The 16,992-nt window shown below is 57.0% G+C and carries 15 protein-coding genes; 7 read left to right on the forward strand and 8 right to left on the reverse strand.

Going from position 1 to position 16,992, the window contains the following annotated elements:
• Window positions 1-194: 194 nt before the first annotated feature.
• The 5 genes from Poly21_RS02595 (at window position 195) to cmk (ending at window position 6,173) form a co-directional block, all read left to right on the forward strand.
• Entirely contained in the window at window positions 195-407 is a 213-nt protein-coding gene (locus tag Poly21_RS02595; RefSeq protein ID WP_146405459.1) for a hypothetical protein, read from the forward strand.
• 308 nt (window positions 408-715) lie between these two features.
• A complete protein-coding gene (locus tag Poly21_RS02600) occupies window positions 716-1,612 on the forward strand; it encodes an AAA family ATPase (protein WP_146406798.1) in 897 nt (298 codons plus the stop codon).
• A 5-nt stretch (window positions 1,613-1,617) separates the two neighbouring features.
• A complete protein-coding gene (locus Poly21_RS02605) occupies window positions 1,618-2,868 on the forward strand; it encodes a DUF58 domain-containing protein (protein ID WP_302117310.1) in 1,251 nt (416 codons plus the stop codon).
• Complete coding sequence (locus tag Poly21_RS02610; protein WP_146405460.1) at window positions 2,868-5,450, forward strand: transglutaminase TgpA family protein; 2,583 nt, start codon at window positions 2,868-2,870, stop codon at window positions 5,448-5,450. The genes Poly21_RS02605 and Poly21_RS02610 overlap by 1 nt, the downstream gene beginning before the upstream one ends.
• Window positions 5,451-5,501: 51 nt before the next feature.
• A complete protein-coding gene (cmk, locus tag Poly21_RS02615; RefSeq protein WP_146406800.1) occupies window positions 5,502-6,173 on the forward strand; it encodes a (d)CMP kinase in 672 nt (223 codons plus the stop codon).
• Between the two features lie 118 nt (window positions 6,174-6,291).
• Here the strand turns inward: cmk and Poly21_RS02620 are convergent, their stop codons facing one another.
• The 6 genes from Poly21_RS02620 to ychF form a co-directional block, all read right to left on the reverse strand.
• Window positions 6,292-7,272: an alpha/beta hydrolase gene (locus Poly21_RS02620; protein ID WP_302117313.1), complete on the reverse strand. Its 981-nt coding sequence runs from the start codon at window positions 7,270-7,272 to the stop codon at window positions 6,292-6,294.
• A 143-nt stretch (window positions 7,273-7,415) separates the two neighbouring features.
• The gene (locus tag Poly21_RS02625; protein ID WP_146405462.1) at window positions 7,416-8,279 is read right to left on the reverse strand and encodes an alpha/beta hydrolase family protein; all 864 of its coding nucleotides are present in this window, start codon (window positions 8,277-8,279) and stop codon (window positions 7,416-7,418) included.
• A 20-nt stretch (window positions 8,280-8,299) separates the two neighbouring features.
• Window positions 8,300-9,379 (reverse strand): flotillin-like protein FloA, encoded by a 1,080-nt coding sequence (gene floA / locus Poly21_RS02630; RefSeq protein WP_146405463.1) that lies wholly within the window; start codon window positions 9,377-9,379, stop codon window positions 8,300-8,302.
• 151 nt (window positions 9,380-9,530) lie between these two features.
• On the reverse strand, window positions 9,531-9,866 hold the full coding sequence (locus tag Poly21_RS02635) for an amidohydrolase (RefSeq protein WP_146406801.1): 336 nt from the start codon (window positions 9,864-9,866) through the stop codon (window positions 9,531-9,533).
• Between the two features lie 38 nt (window positions 9,867-9,904).
• On the reverse strand, window positions 9,905-10,495 hold the full coding sequence (locus Poly21_RS02640) for a hypothetical protein (RefSeq protein ID WP_302117314.1): 591 nt from the start codon (window positions 10,493-10,495) through the stop codon (window positions 9,905-9,907).
• Window positions 10,496-10,882: 387 nt separating this feature from the next.
• Window positions 10,883-11,974: a redox-regulated ATPase YchF gene (gene ychF / locus Poly21_RS02645; protein ID WP_146405464.1), complete on the reverse strand. Its 1,092-nt coding sequence runs from the start codon at window positions 11,972-11,974 to the stop codon at window positions 10,883-10,885.
• A gap of 348 nt (window positions 11,975-12,322) precedes the next feature.
• Here ychF and Poly21_RS02650 point away from each other — a divergent pair, with 348 nt between their 5' ends.
• Both Poly21_RS02650 and Poly21_RS02655 read left to right on the forward strand, forming a co-directional pair.
• Entirely contained in the window at window positions 12,323-13,156 is an 834-nt protein-coding gene (locus Poly21_RS02650; RefSeq protein ID WP_302117317.1) for an SDR family NAD(P)-dependent oxidoreductase, read from the forward strand.
• Window positions 13,157-13,270: 114 nt separating this feature from the next.
• The gene (locus tag Poly21_RS02655; RefSeq protein WP_146405465.1) at window positions 13,271-13,609 is read left to right on the forward strand and encodes a hypothetical protein; all 339 of its coding nucleotides are present in this window, start codon (window positions 13,271-13,273) and stop codon (window positions 13,607-13,609) included.
• A gap of 450 nt (window positions 13,610-14,059) precedes the next feature.
• Here the strand turns inward: Poly21_RS02655 and Poly21_RS02660 are convergent, their stop codons facing one another.
• Window positions 14,060-15,253 carry a DUF1559 domain-containing protein gene (locus Poly21_RS02660; RefSeq protein WP_146405466.1) on the reverse strand — a complete coding sequence of 398 codons (1,194 nt, stop codon included), beginning with the start codon at window positions 15,251-15,253 and terminating at the stop codon, window positions 14,060-14,062.
• A gap of 757 nt (window positions 15,254-16,010) precedes the next feature.
• Complete coding sequence (locus Poly21_RS02665; protein WP_302117319.1) at window positions 16,011-16,991, reverse strand: alpha/beta hydrolase; 981 nt, start codon at window positions 16,989-16,991, stop codon at window positions 16,011-16,013.
• Window position 16,992: the final 1 nt, after the last annotated feature.

Genomic DNA, 16,992 nt, shown 5'->3' on the forward strand with positions numbered 1-16,992 from the left:
TCGCTGATTCGGGTGCTTGAGATGGTGACCGGATTCCGGGCCCGTTGGGATTGCGACCTTCGCTCCCCTGGCCGGCGGCAGCTCGTGGGAATCGAGGGTACGGGCGAGTTTGGCGCGTTACTTGCGGTCTCACCTTCAAGAGACGTGCTGCTATTCCCTATTTGAAAAATTGGCCGCTGAGGAGGTGGCGTTTGATGACAACTTCAACAAGCGAAGACAAGACCACAACGGAAGAATTGAAAGAAGCCATTGTGGACGACGAGCAACCAATTGATAAGAAAGTTCCTGGTGCTGCATTTTCCGTTGTAACGCTCTCGTATTTGGTGGTCCTCATTATTGCGATGGCGGTTTTAGGGTTTCTGTTTTGGTGGTTCGGCGCCGAATCGCCGCCCAATGGAACTGTGTAGGCTGCTTGTTCAGCACTCAGCACGAAGTCGGCTCTGTTTCTCACGCTGTACGCCCCGGTTGACCATCTGGCCGACCGGCAATTTGCTAAGAGAAACGATGGTTGCGCCCTGACCATCTGCAGAGCTGGGAAATGCGGAGACGACAGGCCGTCGGCATCAGACCGATGGATAACGGCAGGCGAACACACTAGCATGTGTACAGTCATATTCCGCTGGCTGTGCATGGCCGGATCTCTTCGCCTCTCAATTCGATCGTATTCATGGCTCCACGCAGTGCATTCGAGACTTGCAAACTGCTCCGCGACAACATTGCGAAAGTTGTTCTAGGCAAAGATGAGCTGATTGATTTGCTGATTGTGGCCACCATGGCTGGCGAGCACGTGCTTCTGGAAGATGTGCCGGGTGTGGGCAAGACACTCGCTGCGAAGGCGTTGGCGAGCAGTCTGGATGCCAAATTCACACGGTTGCAGTTCACACCCGATTTGCTGCCGAGCGACATCACGGGCAGCATGATCTATCGTTCGGCGACCGTTGATTTCGCATTTTCACCGGGGCCGATCTTCGCGAACGTTGTTTTAGCTGATGAGATCAATCGGGCCCCTCCACGGACTCAGTCTGCGTTGCTCGAAGCAATGAGTGAGGGGCAGGTCAGCGTGGACGGGGTCACCCACCCGTTGCCCAAACCGTTTATTGTCATTGCGACGCAAAACCCGTTTGAATACCAAGGCACGTACACACTTCCGGAAAGCCAGTTGGATCGTTTCCTACTGCGGACGTCGATCGGATATCCGGCGCGGGAGATGGAGCGGAAAGTCTTGCAAACTCACCAGTCCGGAGAACCAGTCGATCGACTTCAAAGTGTGTTGTCCGCGGACGACATTCTTGCGGCTCAGTCCGCTGTCGGGCAGGTCCGTTTCGACGAAACGTTGACCGGGTATCTTCTTGACATCGTGGAGGCAACGCGTCGCCATGAAGGATTTCAAGTAGGCGTCAGCACGCGTGGACTGCTGAGTTTCTATCGAGGTTGCCAGGCGATGGCGGTGCTGCGGGGACGTGACTACGTCGTGCCTGATGATCTCAAGCAGCTCGCCGTCCCCACTTTGGCTCACCGTGTATTGCCCGACGGTGTATTTCAAGGTGGCAGTCGTTCGGTCGTCGAGCAGCAGTTAGCGGATTTGATTGAATCGATTCCCGTTCCGGTGTAGCCAACATGATGGATCGACGCAGCACTCGCCACCGTTTGACGCGTCTGGGAATCCAGGTGATGCTGATCGGCGTGTTCGGCATTCTGGGCGGATCGCTGAAGGGTCTCAACCTGCTGGTGGTCGTTGCTGCCGTTACTTTGGGCGGGCTGTTTGCACAGTGGCGTGTCAGCCTTGCGATGATCGACGCGCTGCGGATCCATCGCCGGATGCCAGCAGAGGGGTTCGTGGGCAAGCCAATGCGAATTCGGTATCAGTTGCACAACTCACATCGGCTCATGCCCCTGTGGCTAATTCGATTGGAGGATACCTTGCAGCGAACGTCGTTAATGTCTGGTGGTGGGCGTCCGACAAGTGCGGCTGTGGGCCAGTTGCAGCACACCATGACTGGTGCAGGGTTGCTGATGCCCGGGCAAACAACGAGCGCATATTTCGACGTGACGGTGGCTTACCGTGGCAGGTACGAATTGAATTGTTGGCGGGTTTCGAGCACCGCCCCATTCGCCCTCTCAACGGCGTCACGCGAATTCGATGGGCCGCCAGACTTCGTCGACGTCTATCCCCGTTTACTCCGATTGCGGCGATCATGGCAACGGATTTTGCCAAGCCAGGTGGGCAGCCTGTCGGCGGCAGCACATCGGCATGGGCATGCAGATGATGAGTTTTTTGGACTGCGAGAGTACCGCCATGGCGACAGCCCCAAGCATATTCATTGGCGTACGACAGCCCGTCTGAACGAACCGGCTGTCCGACAGTTCGAGCAACAACAACGATTTGACCTGTGCCTATTAGTCGATGTTTGGTCGGATCGGCCAATCACCGGTAGTCCCTATGCGTCAGGCAGCGATCCGCTATTGATCGACGACGCCATCGAGACTGCGATCAGTTTGGCAGCGAGTATCGCCATGGAGTTAACTCAGGGAGGTGAAAATCAGGTGCTGCTGGTCGTGGCGGGTAGCGGATTAGACGTCGTCGTTGGAGGGCCGTCAGTGCTGGGCCGAAAACGTATGCTACAATCGCTGGCACATGTCGTCCCAAGTACAAGTGTCGCAGTTGGCGCGGCGCTCACACAAGCCGCTGAGACTGCGGGACGGTTACCTGATCTCGTTGTGATCAGCCCTCGTTCTCAAGCGGATGCCATTGCGACTGACGCGACGACGGCAACGGCTCTGCGGCAGTGGAAAACCCGCAGCCAAATTAGCTGGGTGGACGTTACCGACAGCGGCCGACACGATTGGTTTGGGATGGAGGAGACTTGATGAGTTCAATCGATGACCCCATGCTTCCTTCCGAGAGCGACGCGGGGACGCAACCCAGCGTAACGCCCGCCACTGGGATGCACGCGGATTCTCGGCTTCGTCTACGCACGCAATTTGCATTCGCGTTTGTAACGGGCTTGGGGGGCATGCTGCTGGGCACGGGCGCTGACACCGGTCCGCTCTCGCTCATAGTGGTCGCCTTTGCGATCATTGGTTTTGTCTTTGTCGACTGGATGAAGCTATTCGCGTTGCCCGCCATCGTGGCTTATGGGGCGATGGGCTTAACGGCGGTGGTTTGTATCGTTGACTTTGCTCAGGACTCCTATGTACTGGCTCCGAAGATGGTGGCGGTCGCGCAGTTACTAGCGGTCGCCCAAGCGATCCTGATGTTACAGGAAAAAAATCACCGGCTCTTTGAGCAGCTACTCACCTTTGCGTTACTCAATTGTATTGTCGCGGCAGTATTTAACGACGCCTTCAGTTATGCAGTATGGTTTTTTCCGTTGACAATCGCGGCAGGGGTTGCACTGACGCTCTTGTCGGCTGATGAAACGGTGGCACGGGCCGCACAGATGGGACGTGACCCGGCAGGCAAGCCGGTTCAGGGCATACAGAGCTACAACAATCGAGCGGCGCTGGGATCGTTTTCTCGCGTTTCCAACCGAGTATCTTGGACTAGCCTGTGCTTGCTGCTACCAGCCGTTACTGCGATTGCTGCGGTGATTTTCTTTGCATTGCCGAGGCGGGTCGACGCGCAGCGCGGGATCGCTGCGAGTGCCATGGTGGGGTTCAGTGATTCGGTAAGCTTGCGGCAAATTGGGAGCATGCAGCAGAGTCATGATCGTGCGCTGCGTGTGCAACTGAAGGATCCCGCTAGAAACAAGCCGTATTCAGTGACGGGCGGGATCTACCTGCGTGGTCGCGTCCTCGAGCGATATGCTGCCGGGAAGCCAGCGGAAAAAGGTGGGGGAACTTGGCGCAACGTTTCCAGCAGATTTGAGGGCAAACCGGCCGCTCTGCCGCCACGATTCGTGCCCGTCCGCGAGAGTGACCTCAACTTTTACGATCGAGTTCATGCCGAGATTCGCTGTGAGTCAATGCGGGATGCGGCGCTGTTCGCACTTGCACCGTACCATCGCATTATCGGCAGCGGCGCGATTGTCCAACATCCGTTCCAATGGACCCTCAGTCGTAATTCGATGAGGGGCACTCGCGCTGCGGTGAGGTACGAACGTCTCGAATATCAGTTTGGCACGCTCGGTTTCCGAAATGGGATTCAGACTCACTGGATCCACGATTTATCGCTCGCACCTGCCAACGATACCAACCGCGGTCAATTGGAGTGGATGACCGATTGGGGAATCGATGTTTCATCAGTCATTAATCAGGAGTCTGCTAAGAAGCAGCGTTTCACGCCGGCGCAACGTCAGTATCTCAATGAGTTACTGAGTTTCCCAGCTGAGGAGATCCCGACAGCCAAGTTGCTTGCTGACGAATTGGTCAGCACCATGTTGCCGGGGAAGCGGAATGCTTACGAAGTGGCAACCCGGCTGGAGGAGCATCTATCCCAGAGTGAACGCTACAACTATACCCTGAATCTCAACAACGCCCTCGTCAAGGGCATGGATCCGCTGGAACAGTTCCTAAGCGTTGACCGCCGCGGTCACTGCCAGTACTTCGCCTCGGCCCTCGCAATGATGTTACGCAGTCAAGGCATTCCCTCACGAATTGTGGTGGGCTATCACTGCGATGAATTCAATAGCCTCGGCCAGTACTTCGTCGTTCGCCAAAGTCATGCACACGCTTGGGTGGAGGCGCTGATCGACCGCGACGATATTCCCCTCTCCCAACATGTTTACGGTCAACCGGAATCCCTGCGATACTGGTTGCGGCTGGATCCGACGCCCGGAGGCGGCGGTATTCCGGACACGGAAAGCAATCCGATCGGAGGTGGTCGCAAGATTGCAGAGCTGGCGCGTAACTTCTGGAGCGACTATGTGGTCGAAATGGATCCCGAACGTCAAGGATCGACATTCCAGACCACACCTGGAATGGGATCAATGTCGACGTCCTATCGTACCTGGATTGAGCGCGTTAAGCGTTTAGCGTTGCGAATTAATTCGGACGACATTCAGTGGCCGGTAGAAAAGAGAGCGAGCTACACGCTGGCGGCGGTCGCGGCGACCGTGCTATGCGGATTCGCCATTTTGTTCTTACGACGCCAGTTTCCAAATGCGTTTCGCCGCACGCGGGCAGAGCAAGTGGTGCATGTGGCGCGGCCCAGCATCGCCTTTTACTCCGAAGCCCTCGAATTGCTTGAGCGAGTGGGGTATGCTCGCTCGGCCGGTCAGACACCGGCTGAGTTGACGGCGAGTCTGCCCGATGAGCAGCTGCGCAGTCCTGCATCTGTCCTGACGAGGCTGTTCTACCGGCTGCGTTATGGTGCGGAGACTCGCGAGCCGGCGGAATCCGATCAATCGCTCGAGATTACGATCGAGCAGTCTCTGGCGAGTCTGCGTGCGCGGCTCCAGCAAACCGACACGATCCATTCAGCAGAAACCTCTGCGGACGACAAATCCTAACTCAACCACTTATCGATAGCAGATTGACGCCAAGGAAAGTAACGCATGGGAATGATTGTCACGATCGACGGACCGGCAGGCGCCGGGAAGAGCAGCATTGCGAGGGACGTTGCCAAGGAACTTGGATTTGCATTTCTTGATACCGGTGCGATGTATCGTGCGATTACATGGGGGGCAATGCAAGCAGGGATTGAGCTCTCGGACGTGGTTAAATTGGTAGATTACGCTGAGCACGCTCGCCTGGCGTGGCACGATGACCGGATCGATCTTGACGGCGAAGACATCTCAATAGCGATTCGTACACCTCAGGTCACCGCAAACATACGCCACGTTGCTGATCCGCCCGAAATTCGCGGCTGCCTAACGCGACAACAGCGCCGTATCGCCGAAGGTCGCGATCTCGTTACCGAGGGACGAGATCAGGGCACTGAGGTGTTCCCAGATGCCCAGTGCAAGGTGTTCCTAACTGCGTCGCCACAGGAGCGGGCTCGTAGACGACAATTGCAATTACAGGCGGCCGGACGCGAGGTGACGTTGAACGAGGTATTGGTGGCACAGAACCAACGGGATCTTGAAGACCGTATGCGACCAGTCGGTCGGCTTCGGGCGGCAAGCGATGCCGTCGTGATTCAGACCGACGCAATGGAGGCAGAGCAAGTCAAAGACGCAGTGCTTGACGCGGTGAGATCATGCATGGAAAAGTTGCAAATCGTTAAGGACTGAGTGATTCTTCTGTGGGTGCTTCGAGCCTCGGAGAAGCACTGTATTTGGTCGCTCTTGCTGAAGTCCAGGCGACAAATCCTGACCGCTCGATCCCCAGAAAATTCATTTAACGACGAGTTCATTCAGGGACGGGTTCATTCGGGACTGGTTCATTCGGGACTGGGCGGTTTGCCGAAGGTCCCAATGCCTGCACGTCCGAACTCTGTTCTTCCAAGGTGCGGAGTGCTTCGAATTCCTGTCGAAGTGTTTCATCGGACATGCGATCGTTGTGAGATAAATCGGGAACTTCGATCCATGTCTTATGTGCGGTGGTAAGCGAGTCGAACAGGGCGCGGCCGTTCTTCATGGGCACAATCTGGTCGGGTGGGCCGTGCGATGAGACCACGTTGCCGCGAAAGTTCCGTAGTCGCTCACTACTGTCGTATGGATTGCGAATCAGCCAGCGAACTGGGAGCCAGAAGTACCGATCGGCGCCAACTTGCATGGCACTGTCAAAGGTACGATCGAGGATCAACGACTTCGGCGGATCGCCCCGCTCCTGCATCGCGGCAACCAACCCTGCTGCGATACCGCCCCCGATCGACCGGCCATAGATGGTGATGTTCGCGGCAGTGACGCCGGTCACATTGGATAACGCGTCGATGGCTGAAACCGCATCGGCAATTGTGCTCGCTTCGGTGGGCGTGAACCCTTTCTGTTGAAACCCTCGATACTCCGCCGTTAGCACTGTGGCATTGGCAGTGTCGGATAAACGTCGCGTCCAAGGATCCAAGTCAGCCGCCCGGATTCCGTTGCCGTGCAGAAATAAAATCACACGGTCGGGATGCTGGCGAGCCGCTATCCTGCCGAGCAACTTCGCTCCGTCTTCGGCGTGGTATGCCAACGAGGTAACTTCGCCATCGATGGGATGCGCAGAATTAAAACGAGTGACCTCGCCCGGCCCACGGTGTTCCATGTAGGCACCTGGGAAAACCAGTCGTGTCTCCATGCAAACCAGTGCAATGCAGATCGCCGCATAGCTTACCGCTAACAGAATCGCGAGCCTTGGTAATTGCCTCTTCCAGGTCGGCCGCAGCTCCCTGGAAGCTTGGAATTGCATTTCCGTGGGTTCGTTTTCGCTGTCCATCGTATCGCCCACCGTCGCACCTCACAGAGCAGGTTAGAGAGAATTCAATCCGAGTCACCCCTGGAAACGAGCTCCGTATACTCGCCTCACACGAGGCGTGTTTTGCTGTTTTCCAATCACGCCGACGCGTATCGCCGCAGGAAGGCGGCACTCATATCGGCAACGTATTGAGCATCCGCTGGGTTGTTGACTAGCAAGTGGTCGGCGTCACTGAGGGTGAGCAGACTACATCGCGGCAATCCCTGCTCATCTTCGATCAAACTAGCGATTCGCAGGGCGTGATCGTACCCCAGTGTTTGGTCGACAGGTGAGTGAAATGCCAACACCCGGCTGCGAATCCGATTCAGATAATCGGCGAGTCGATGACTGCGAAAGTCATCCAGCATCTCACGGCGAATCGACCAAGTCAGTCCGCCGATAGTTACATCGCCGCGACCATTGCTCTGTATTTCGGGATTCATGCGTAGGAGCAAATCAGCAAGATGTTGCGTGTCGCTCGGGGCGGCGATGCTGATCACGGCGGCGAGCCGTTTGCGAAGTTCAGTGCTCAGTTCAGCGTCGTCGTTGAACGGCATACCCGCGGCCGTCGCGAGCGATGCGGCGCCGCCGAAACTGTGCCCGATCAACGCGGTCACCGGTCCGAGCGTCTCAGTGGCAAAGCGCACAGCTGCTGCCAGATCGGCCATGTTGGTGGAAAAGTTCGTATTGGAAAAGTCGCCCTCGCTGCCGCCGAGCCCCGTCATGTCGAAGCGCAGTACCGCAATACCGCACTCGGCCAGGCGACGTGAGATTCGTGTGATTGCCTTGAGGTCCTTGTTGCAGGTGAAACAGTGGCTGAAGACGGCCACGGGACCAGACACCGCTGCCGATGGTTCCCCACTCTCCCCAGCGAGCGTGGGTTGGTCAACGATGCCCGCTAACTGGAAGTTAGCACCACCAAGAAAGTCCACGCGGTAAGAGCGTCGCTTAAAGCCCGTCATTCCGGCTCGACCTCCACCACTCACGCGGAGCCGTCCATCGGCAGCTTGGAATCCGTCGTCCCGATTCGTCCGGCGGTAAAGGCTTCGGCCATCGCTTTGGGTACATCGGCCTCGGCGAGCACGAGCTGCGAACGATTTTCGGAGACGCGTGCCTTCATCTGCTGTTCTTGCGCGATTGCTTCGGCACGCCGCCGTTCGGCCTTGGCACGCGCCACTCGGGTATCAGCTTCGGCTTGGTCCCGCTGCAACCGGGCTCCGATGTTTTCGCCGACGTCAATATCCGCGATATCAATCGAAACGATTTCAAAAGCCGTTTGTGCATCGAGGGCACGCGAGAGCACCACGCGCGTGATCATGTCCGGATTTTCCAAGACATCGAAATGGGAGGTCGCCGATCCTATGGAACTGATGATGGCTTCACCGACGCGGGCGATAATGGTGTCCTCGGTCGCCCCGCCAATCAGTTGTTCGATATTGGTGCGGACGGTGACTCTCGCTCGCACACGCAATTCAATACCGTTTTTGGTGATGGCACTGAGAGTCGTTTTCCCGCTGCGTTTAGGGTCGGGACAGTCGATGACCTTTGGATAAACACTCGTTTGCACTGCATCAAGTACATCGCGGCCGGCCAGATCGATCGCAGCGGCTTGATCGAAGTCCAAGGGGATTTGGGCGCGGTGGGCGGCGATGATGGCGTGGATCACATTCATGACATTCCCGCCGGCCAAATAATGGGCTTCCAGACGTTGGGTGCTAACGCCATCGACGCGGCTTGTATTGAGTTTCGCTTGTGCCGCCATCACCTTTGCCTGCACGATCACGTTCGGATTGACCTTTGTGAAATGCATGCGAATCAGATTCACCAGCTTCACGTCGGCGTCGGACATGTACGCCTGAAACCAGAGTTTGCCGTACTGGACCATGAAAAAGAATAGGACCGCGAACATCGCAATCGCGATGAGAACTCCCACGGTGATCACGATTGGGTAGATCGAAGCGGGTTTTTCACGCTGGGCCAGCAACCCTCCGTGAATCAGCAGGTTCAGGCCCAGTGACGGAGCGGCGGAGAAATTGGCGAGCAAGGCAGATGTCAGGAACATGGATATCGGGTTGCCAAGGAAGGATACGTGACGCGTCTGAGCCGAGCGTCGCGTCGGCGTGACTCCTATGTTAACTCAAGTGGCTGACACGTGGTGACTTGATGCGGGTAAACTGCGTCGAGTCACAGGCAAATTATTTCGGCGTGAAATCTCACGAAGACACAATTTGAAAAATGCGATCGACGGCTAACCGTAGGGATCGGGCGGCCATCACAAAATTGGTGTGCCCGCTGACTTCAGGCTGGATTTGTTCATAGAGCGCCGTTGCCCCCACTAGCCGTCGCATCTTCTTCTTGGCCATTTTTAAATAAGCGACCGGATCGATGGAGTCATCGACTGGTCCCACCGCGAGGATGAAATCGTATAGGTCGCGGACGATCTCACGCAGATCGTCATCATCTTCAGCTTCGTCACAGTGTTTAAGGAAGGTTCGCACCATCCACACGTGGGCAATTTGTGCGTCGATCGCGCGAACCCGTTCCAGCATCCCACTGTTCTGGGCCGGCTGTTGATTGTCAGTCGAACTCAAGTCGTCGGCTCTTCGATTGGTTCGGCGCCGATTGTTTCGGTGACGCTGGTGGCTTGAACAGGCGCGGCCAAGTCAGCAGCGGGCTTGGCAGGTGCGTGGCCGTGCGGTGTATTCATTGCGACAATCACAATTCCCACGACGGTCAACGCCATGCCCACCCAGAGCAGTGGGCTGACGGTGGTCTCGGCGTGGAGTCTGAGCATCGACACGATCGCGCTGACTGAAACCGCGCCACCAAAGACGATTGGCATGACGAGCAAGGCGTTGCCGCGACTGGTCATCATTGCGGTGGTCAAGCACAGGGCACCAAACGCACCGAGAATCCCCGCCAAAAATCCCCATTTCATCGTTGGAAAGTACTCGCCGGTGAAGCTGAACGAATCGCCTTTGACCGACATCATGGCGAGTCCGCCACAAATCGCAATCACCAGATACGCAATGCCAATGAACACATAGGGCTTGAACGGTGACCATAGCGGCACACCGTCGACGCGCGGCGACTGGGCATTTCCGATTGTCGGACCGTAACAACCCCAGAAAACTGCCGTAGCAAGTGCAAAGAGAATGGGTATTAACATTTTGTTCATGAATCCCTCAAGGGAGGCGGTTAGTGAGAGAGTAGCCAATCGCACATAGTCTGAGTGAATACCGGCCAGTTGGACAACGGTCGTTTGCCCCAAAGATCAGGATTTTGCCGAAATATTGATGGTCAAACAGGCTGTTGAGTGAGTTCCATTCGCGATCCGCACGCACCAATAGCAAGCCGACTCGCAAGCGAGGGTCGAGCTGGACGGCCTCGCTGACGGATCGGGTTCGTCTCTCAACAGGCAGCTATGCCGCCGTCGCTAGACGGTGGGGAATGCTACCGGATCATCAACCGTGCCACCCTCATCAGTGCGTCGCTGCGGGGGCACGGGGTTACGGGGTTACGAGGGCACGGGGTTACGAGGGCACGGGGTTACGAGGGCACGGGGTTACGGGCCGATTAAGAAGTGGCAGATGTCACCGTCTTGCATGATGTAAGCTTTGCCCTCGGCGCGAAGTTTCCCAGCCGCCCGGATCTCCTTCTCCGTTTTGTATTCCTCGAGGTCGGCGAGACTGTAGATTTCCGCACGGATGAACTTGTGCTCGAAATCGGTATGAATCACGCTCGCCGCTTGCGGGGCTGTTGATCCGATCCGGAATGGCCAGGCACGTACTTCCTTTTCACCGGCGGTGAAATAGCTCTGCAGCCCGAGGGTCCGGTACGTTTGTCGCGCGATCACATTGAGCGAAGGTTCCTCGAGCCCCACGTCGGCAAGCATTTCGGCTCGGTCTGCTTCGTCGAGTTCAGCGATTTCCGCCTCGAGTTTGGCACAGACGCAGGCCACGCTCGCCCCTGACTTTTTCGCGTGCTCGCGTACCTTCTGCACCAGTTCGTGTTCGCCGGCCAAGTCGTTCTCGTCGACGTTGGCGACGTAAAGAATTGGCTTCGCCGTCATCAGTCCGTAACTGCTGATCGCCGCCGCTTCGGCTTCGGGTAGCTCGAGCGCTCGCAATGGCTGCTCGCTCTCGAGATGCGCATTGCATTTCTGAATCGCCGAAACCCGCAGCTTGGCATCTTTGTCACCGCCACGGGCGCTCTTCTCCGCTCGGGGCAGAGCGTTTTCAAGCGTCTGCATGTCTGCCAGCACCAACTCGGTCTCGATGGTGTCGATGTCGGCGATTGGATCAACGTTTCCCGAGACGTGGATCACGTCGGGGTCTTCGAAACACCGCACGACCTGCATGATCGCATCGACTTGGCGGATGTGACTGAGAAACTTGTTACCCAGCCCTTCCCCATCGGAAGCACCTTTGACGATGCCCGCAATATCGACCAACTTCAGTGCAGCGGGGATAATTTTCTGCGGCACGATGTACTGCGTGATACGGCTCAAACGCGCATCAGGCACACTAACGATGCCCTCGTTGGGCTCGATCGTGCAAAACGGATAGTTGGCACTTTGAGCCGAGACGCTGCTGGTCAGGGCGTTAAACAAAGTGCTTTTGCCTACGTTCGGCAAGCCGACGATTCCGGCTTCCATCGAATACCTTTATTGGAGGGGACGGTGATCGAGAGCGGATTTCTCTCAACGGATACTGCCTTGAAAACACGAATTTCCAGTGGCGGGTCTAGTTATTGCCGCTCCGCGTCGATTCGTCGACCCAGGCAACAATCCAGCATACGGGGGCGGTCCCGGCCAACCACGAGCGCCAGCGACCTACATAAGGGCGGATTTCTGCCAGTGTCGGTCGGTGGCGGGGATTGCCGTTACGGGGTTGCCACGAGGCAGGCGGCGGTGGCCAACTGAGCCTCCACAGGGGCATCCCATCGAGGGGCTGGCCTCTGGGCGTGACGACTCAGATGCTATGCTGACGCTCAAACCACAGAAATGTCACCGCACACGCAGCTTGTTAGTGAGGACCACCACATGGATCTTGGTATTTCGAACAAAATGGCATTGGTAACCGGTTCGTCCGCTGGCATCGGCCTCGCTACGGCGACTCGACTGGCCGCAGAAGGCGCCCAGGTCTGGCTCAATGGCCGCTCCGAAGGCCGACTACACGAGGCTGCTGAGACAATTCGATCGGCAATGCCCGCAGCAAGAGTCAATGTTGCCGTGGCGGATTTAGGTACCGCACAGGGCTGTGCGTCGCTGTGTGAGCAGATCCCAGCGATTGATATTCTCGTCAACAATGTGGGTATTTTCGAACCGAAGCCGTTTGCAGACATTCCCGATGAAGACTGGTCCCGTATGTTCGATGTTAACGTGATGAGCGGGGTTCGACTGACTCGGCATTACCTGCCATCCATGCTGAAATCAGATTGGGGCAGGGTGATCTTCGTGTCGAGTGAATCTGCAGTCCAAATCCCTCAGGAGATGATTCATTACGGGATGACCAAAACTGCTCAGCTGGCCATTGCACGCGGGGTCGCAGAAACGACCACCAAAACTGGGGTGACGGTAAATAGTGTTCTGGTTGGGCCGACCAAGTCCGAGGGGGTAGGAACGTTCGTGGAGCAGATGGCCCATGAGCAAGGGATCACGTTTGAGCAGATGGAGCAAGAATTCTTTTCCAACGTCCGGCCAACCTCGCTGATGCAGCGATTTATTAATGTTGACGAGGTATCTGCGATGATTTGCTACCTGTGTTCTGGTCTCGCGTCGGCCACCAACGGGGCGGCGCTGCGCGTCGATGGTGGCGTGGTCAGGTCGATCCTCTAATAGCGAGTTTTTGCCTTGTTTTTGCAGCTGAAATCTCTCTGTGTCTCAAAAGTGTGACTTGATATCATTTGTCGGTAGGCGACACCAACCTCATTTACATGGACGGACCGAAAGATGAAAACGCGAATTGGACTTGCGCTATTGCTGACTGCGGCGCTCGCTGCCTTCTGCCTACTTACGCCGCGCGTCTCCGCTGGTGGTGCAGCGGCGGACCGCGAAAGAATCCATCCTCGAACGTACCGGGTGGCTGATCTGGCAGTCTGGTCAAAGGATGGGCAGTTCCAACCCAAGATGATGATGTCCTTCATTCAGGCTTCCGTCGAGCCCAAGGGTTGGGAAGCGAAAGGCGGACAATCAACCATGGCGCCGTACGTCCAAAATGCCTCTCTCGTGATTGCCACTACCGCTGAAACCCACGATAAAATCGCGAAGTTTCTGGAACAATATCGCTAGCGGTCAATCGAGACGTAACGCTAGTTGTCAACGGCTGCTGTTGCGTTTTGAATTGTTTGAGCCGGGATGCATCAGCGTATGTGTCGCTGGCAAATGCATGACGGCGGAGCACTGGCCACCTCGGCTTGGAATCCGAGGTGACCAAAGGTACCAACTTGCTCGATCTATTTTTCTCCGGCCAGTGGCACTTCTTCTGGGGCCGGGTTCTCCGACACCCACTGGGAGAGTTCGTCTGATTCAACAGCCGGTTTTGCCTCGCCGCTCCCGCAGCCGACGGAGCAGACCATGGCTAAGAGAAGGAGCAATGCTGTAAAAATAGGTTTCATTGTATTCGTTAGAGTGAGAGGGTAACGGGCAGGCTGGCGCGAAGTGGATTCCCGCGTCCAGTCAACGAGAGACGCGGCCGAGTGTAGGAACCAAAGTCCCACACCGACCGCAGTCAGAACTGAATCAATCCAGGGTAGCATCGGTTTCGCGACCGGCGCGGGTTCCCAGGGCTCCCCACAAACCGAAGGGACTGCTCGAGCCAGGTGCCAAGCCGCCAGCGTGTCCCCCGACGTGAGCGCTATTGCGATTACCAGTGTCGATCGAATCGGTGACAAAACGCACTGCCCCATCACCCATCAAGACGTGCACGCCGCCCTGGTGCCGGCTACTGGCCGACAGCAACCCGTTGTTGAAGTTGTTGGTTTCCATGCACATCAGGCCATTGGGTGGCAAGATCGTGTTGAAAGCGCCCCACATCGATCGGCTCATCGCCCATTTCAGACCACGCCGCTGCTCGGCTTCGGTGCCACCACCTTGCAGCAGCGAGAACGTCGCAGTTGGCGACCAGAACTGAGGTCGGAGCGGGTCAACGTAAGTGTCACAGGTGGTGTTGCCGCCGGCGACTCGCACATTTCCTGTGGTCGACAACGCACCCCGGGTGCGGATGTCGTTGTCACCTAGGTCAGAGGCGACTTCGCCTGCGCAGATGGTGTTCGAGAGCCCGTCCAAAACATCACGGAACCGAGCACTTTCTCGCGGCACGAAGAACCCGCGGCACGAGGCTTGGCGATCAATCGCAGCGGCAGTGTTTTCAACGCCATTGTCACCTTTGCTGCCGTTGATTCGGTTTGCGGAATCACCCAAGCTTGCGACGTAGTTGGAGCGTCCTTGTCCAGGCAGTCCCGTGCCAGGATCGCTCGGGCAACGAAAGCCGGGAACCTCGGTCAGCCAAGGGTCGTAGCGCTGAGCCGAATGGTTGGCCAACCAGCGGCGAGGACCAGGGCCCATGGGCGCAAAGATGTTCCCGGTGATCGGGTCCTTCAGCGGATTGCTAATCTGCTGCCAGAGTGCTTGCTGTTCAATAAACGGAGTCATTCCTACCAGGAAACTGACCTCCAGGCGACTGTTGCCGGGTGCCACGTCCGGGTTTCCACCTGTGTTGGGAGTGCCGGTTCCTTGAATTGGAATTTGGTTGTACGCCGCATGATAGTTATGGACGGCGAGGCCGATTTGTTTGAAGTTGTTACTGCAACTCATTCGCCGCGCAGCTTCGCGGGCTGCCTGAACGGCCGGCAGCAGTAGACCAACGAGCACGCCAATGATGGCAATCACCACCAGCAGCTCTACGAGGGTAAATCCAAGTCGTACACGTTTCATTCAAATACTCCAGAAAAACAATAAGGATGTCAGAACTGAAAGCCAGGTGGCGGGGACACAATTCAATGGACGCCATCACGGGGCGGATCTCAGCCACGCGAGACGTCCTTCGTGAGGGTGCTTGTGGCACCTCTGCACCCAGGGGCTGGAACTGACGAACCATTTCAATGGAAGCGTCTAGGTCCTTAATCCCGTTCTGTGCCCCTAAATTACTCGCTAACGGCGGTTTCGGAAACATCGCTTTACCCCTTGTTTTGCGACTATTTGAGTCTGCGACGGAGTGGGTTGGCTGCGATCGTTCGTGATTTTGGTTGTACGTCTCTGACTGTCGGGTGTGCGACGTTCGGCGTTTCGTTGCGATAGGCATCGGTGCAACCACGAAAGACACGGACGACACGAACGGAACCACCACTAGCTTTTCGTGTGGTCCGAGTCTTTCGTGGTTCCAAGTTCGCGTTGGTTGCACGCTCCGCTCGCACAGCTCTTGGACTGGACCGTCCTGGGCTACCCCGAATGACGCACAACATGGAATTGCCACCAAGCCGCGGCTTCGGAAGAGGAAAGTCTCTTCGTAGTAAAAATCAATCGCTTCGAACGCTTCGTTCGCTCCGGTGCACACGCTGGAACCATGCCGACGCCCTTCAGCGGAGTGTGCGTTGCCCGGGCGCCTCTGGTGCTCCTGGCATTTCACCCACTACTCGGGAAGTGCATGCTCGCTGTGGCAGGCTGGGATGATTGGCGGGGCGCACGCACGCCTTCAAGGGAAGAATTGCCTGCGAAAAAAACGACTGACCTGAGCTTGAGTCTTCGGATGCATCAGCGTCACGATGTGGCCTTGTTGCGGTATCTCCGTCAAGGTCACCGAGACCCCCGCCTGGGCAGACAATTCGGCAAATCGTCGACTGTTCGCAATGGGCACGAGCATGTCGGTCTCGCCATGAATTAATTGGATTGGTGGGTCGTTTGCTGAAATATGAGCGATCGGCGAGGCGGCGGTGTAGAGCTCGGGAAATTGACGGCGGGAGCCATGAAGGAAATAGGACAAGGCGTCGTTGTCGAGGGGGAGACTCTGGAAGTCGCAAGGCGGGCCGCCAGCGCAGACTGCGGAGATTCGCGGTAGGCGAGCCCAACGTGAATCTGCAAGAGGCCAATTGCTCGCAATGGCTTGGACCTCGCGTGATTCATCCGCAAGCACACCGACCAACGCAGAGAGATGGCCACCTGCGGAGTATCCGAAGAGACCCAGGCGGTTGCGATCGATGCTCAGCTGCTCGGCGTGATCCCCGAGATACACCAAGGCATCCCGAACATCATCGACTTGAGCAGGAAACTTGGCATCGGGCGCCAATCGGTAGTTGATATTCAAGACGCAGATCCCTAATTCAGCGAGCTGCTGGGCATAGCCACTGATGGTCCACTTGCTGCCCGTTAGCCAGGCGCCGCCGTGCACGACGACGACGGCTGGACGTAGTCTACCGGTGACTTGGACGGTGGGTTGGGTCGGTGGCACTACCGTGCTGCTACTCGGGCGATCCGTCTTCGCGATGGAATCGCCCGGCAGGACCGGGATGTAGAGATCCGCCAGCCCGGCGTTGCCGGTTTGGAGATCAGGTGATCCGCTAAATCGAATGTTCGAGAACGTATCGACTTTAATCGACGCAGGTGGCTCGGCCCGCATCGGGGCCGACACCAATAACGTCGAGGCTACGGCAGCGAGCAAGCGTAGAGAAGGGATCACG

The organism is Allorhodopirellula heiligendammensis, assembly GCF_007860105.1.
Taxonomy (GTDB): domain Bacteria; phylum Planctomycetota; class Planctomycetia; order Pirellulales; family Pirellulaceae; genus Rhodopirellula; species Rhodopirellula heiligendammensis.

Bases quoted from the DNA above. Each gene is read 5' to 3' on its own strand.
- Poly21_RS02635 (WP_146406801.1), bottom strand. From the start codon at position 9,866: ATGCTGGAACGGGTTCGCGCGATCGACGCACAAATTGCCCACGTGTGG.
- ychF (WP_146405464.1), bottom strand. From the start codon at position 11,974: ATGGAAGCCGGAATCGTCGGCTTGCCGAACGTAGGCAAAAGCACTTTG.
- Poly21_RS02620 (WP_302117313.1), bottom strand. From the start codon at position 7,272: ATGCAATTCCAAGCTTCCAGGGAGCTGCGGCCGACCTGGAAGAGGCAA.
- Poly21_RS02605 (WP_302117310.1), top strand. From the start codon at position 1,618: ATGATGGATCGACGCAGCACTCGCCACCGTTTGACGCGTCTGGGAATC.
- Poly21_RS02655 (WP_146405465.1), top strand. From the start codon at position 13,271: ATGAAAACGCGAATTGGACTTGCGCTATTGCTGACTGCGGCGCTCGCT.
- Poly21_RS02660 (WP_146405466.1), bottom strand. From the start codon at position 15,253: ATGAAACGTGTACGACTTGGATTTACCCTCGTAGAGCTGCTGGTGGTG.
- floA (WP_146405463.1), bottom strand. From the start codon at position 9,379: ATGTTCCTGACATCTGCCTTGCTCGCCAATTTCTCCGCCGCTCCGTCA.
- Poly21_RS02640 (WP_302117314.1), bottom strand. From the start codon at position 10,495: ATGAACAAAATGTTAATACCCATTCTCTTTGCACTTGCTACGGCAGTT.
- Poly21_RS02610 (WP_146405460.1), top strand. From the start codon at position 2,868: ATGAGTTCAATCGATGACCCCATGCTTCCTTCCGAGAGCGACGCGGGG.
- Poly21_RS02625 (WP_146405462.1), bottom strand. From the start codon at position 8,279: ATGACGGGCTTTAAGCGACGCTCTTACCGCGTGGACTTTCTTGGTGGT.
- cmk (WP_146406800.1), top strand. From the start codon at position 5,502: ATGATTGTCACGATCGACGGACCGGCAGGCGCCGGGAAGAGCAGCATT.
- Poly21_RS02650 (WP_302117317.1), top strand. From the start codon at position 12,323: ATGTCACCGCACACGCAGCTTGTTAGTGAGGACCACCACATGGATCTT.
- Poly21_RS02595 (WP_146405459.1), top strand. From the start codon at position 195: ATGACAACTTCAACAAGCGAAGACAAGACCACAACGGAAGAATTGAAA.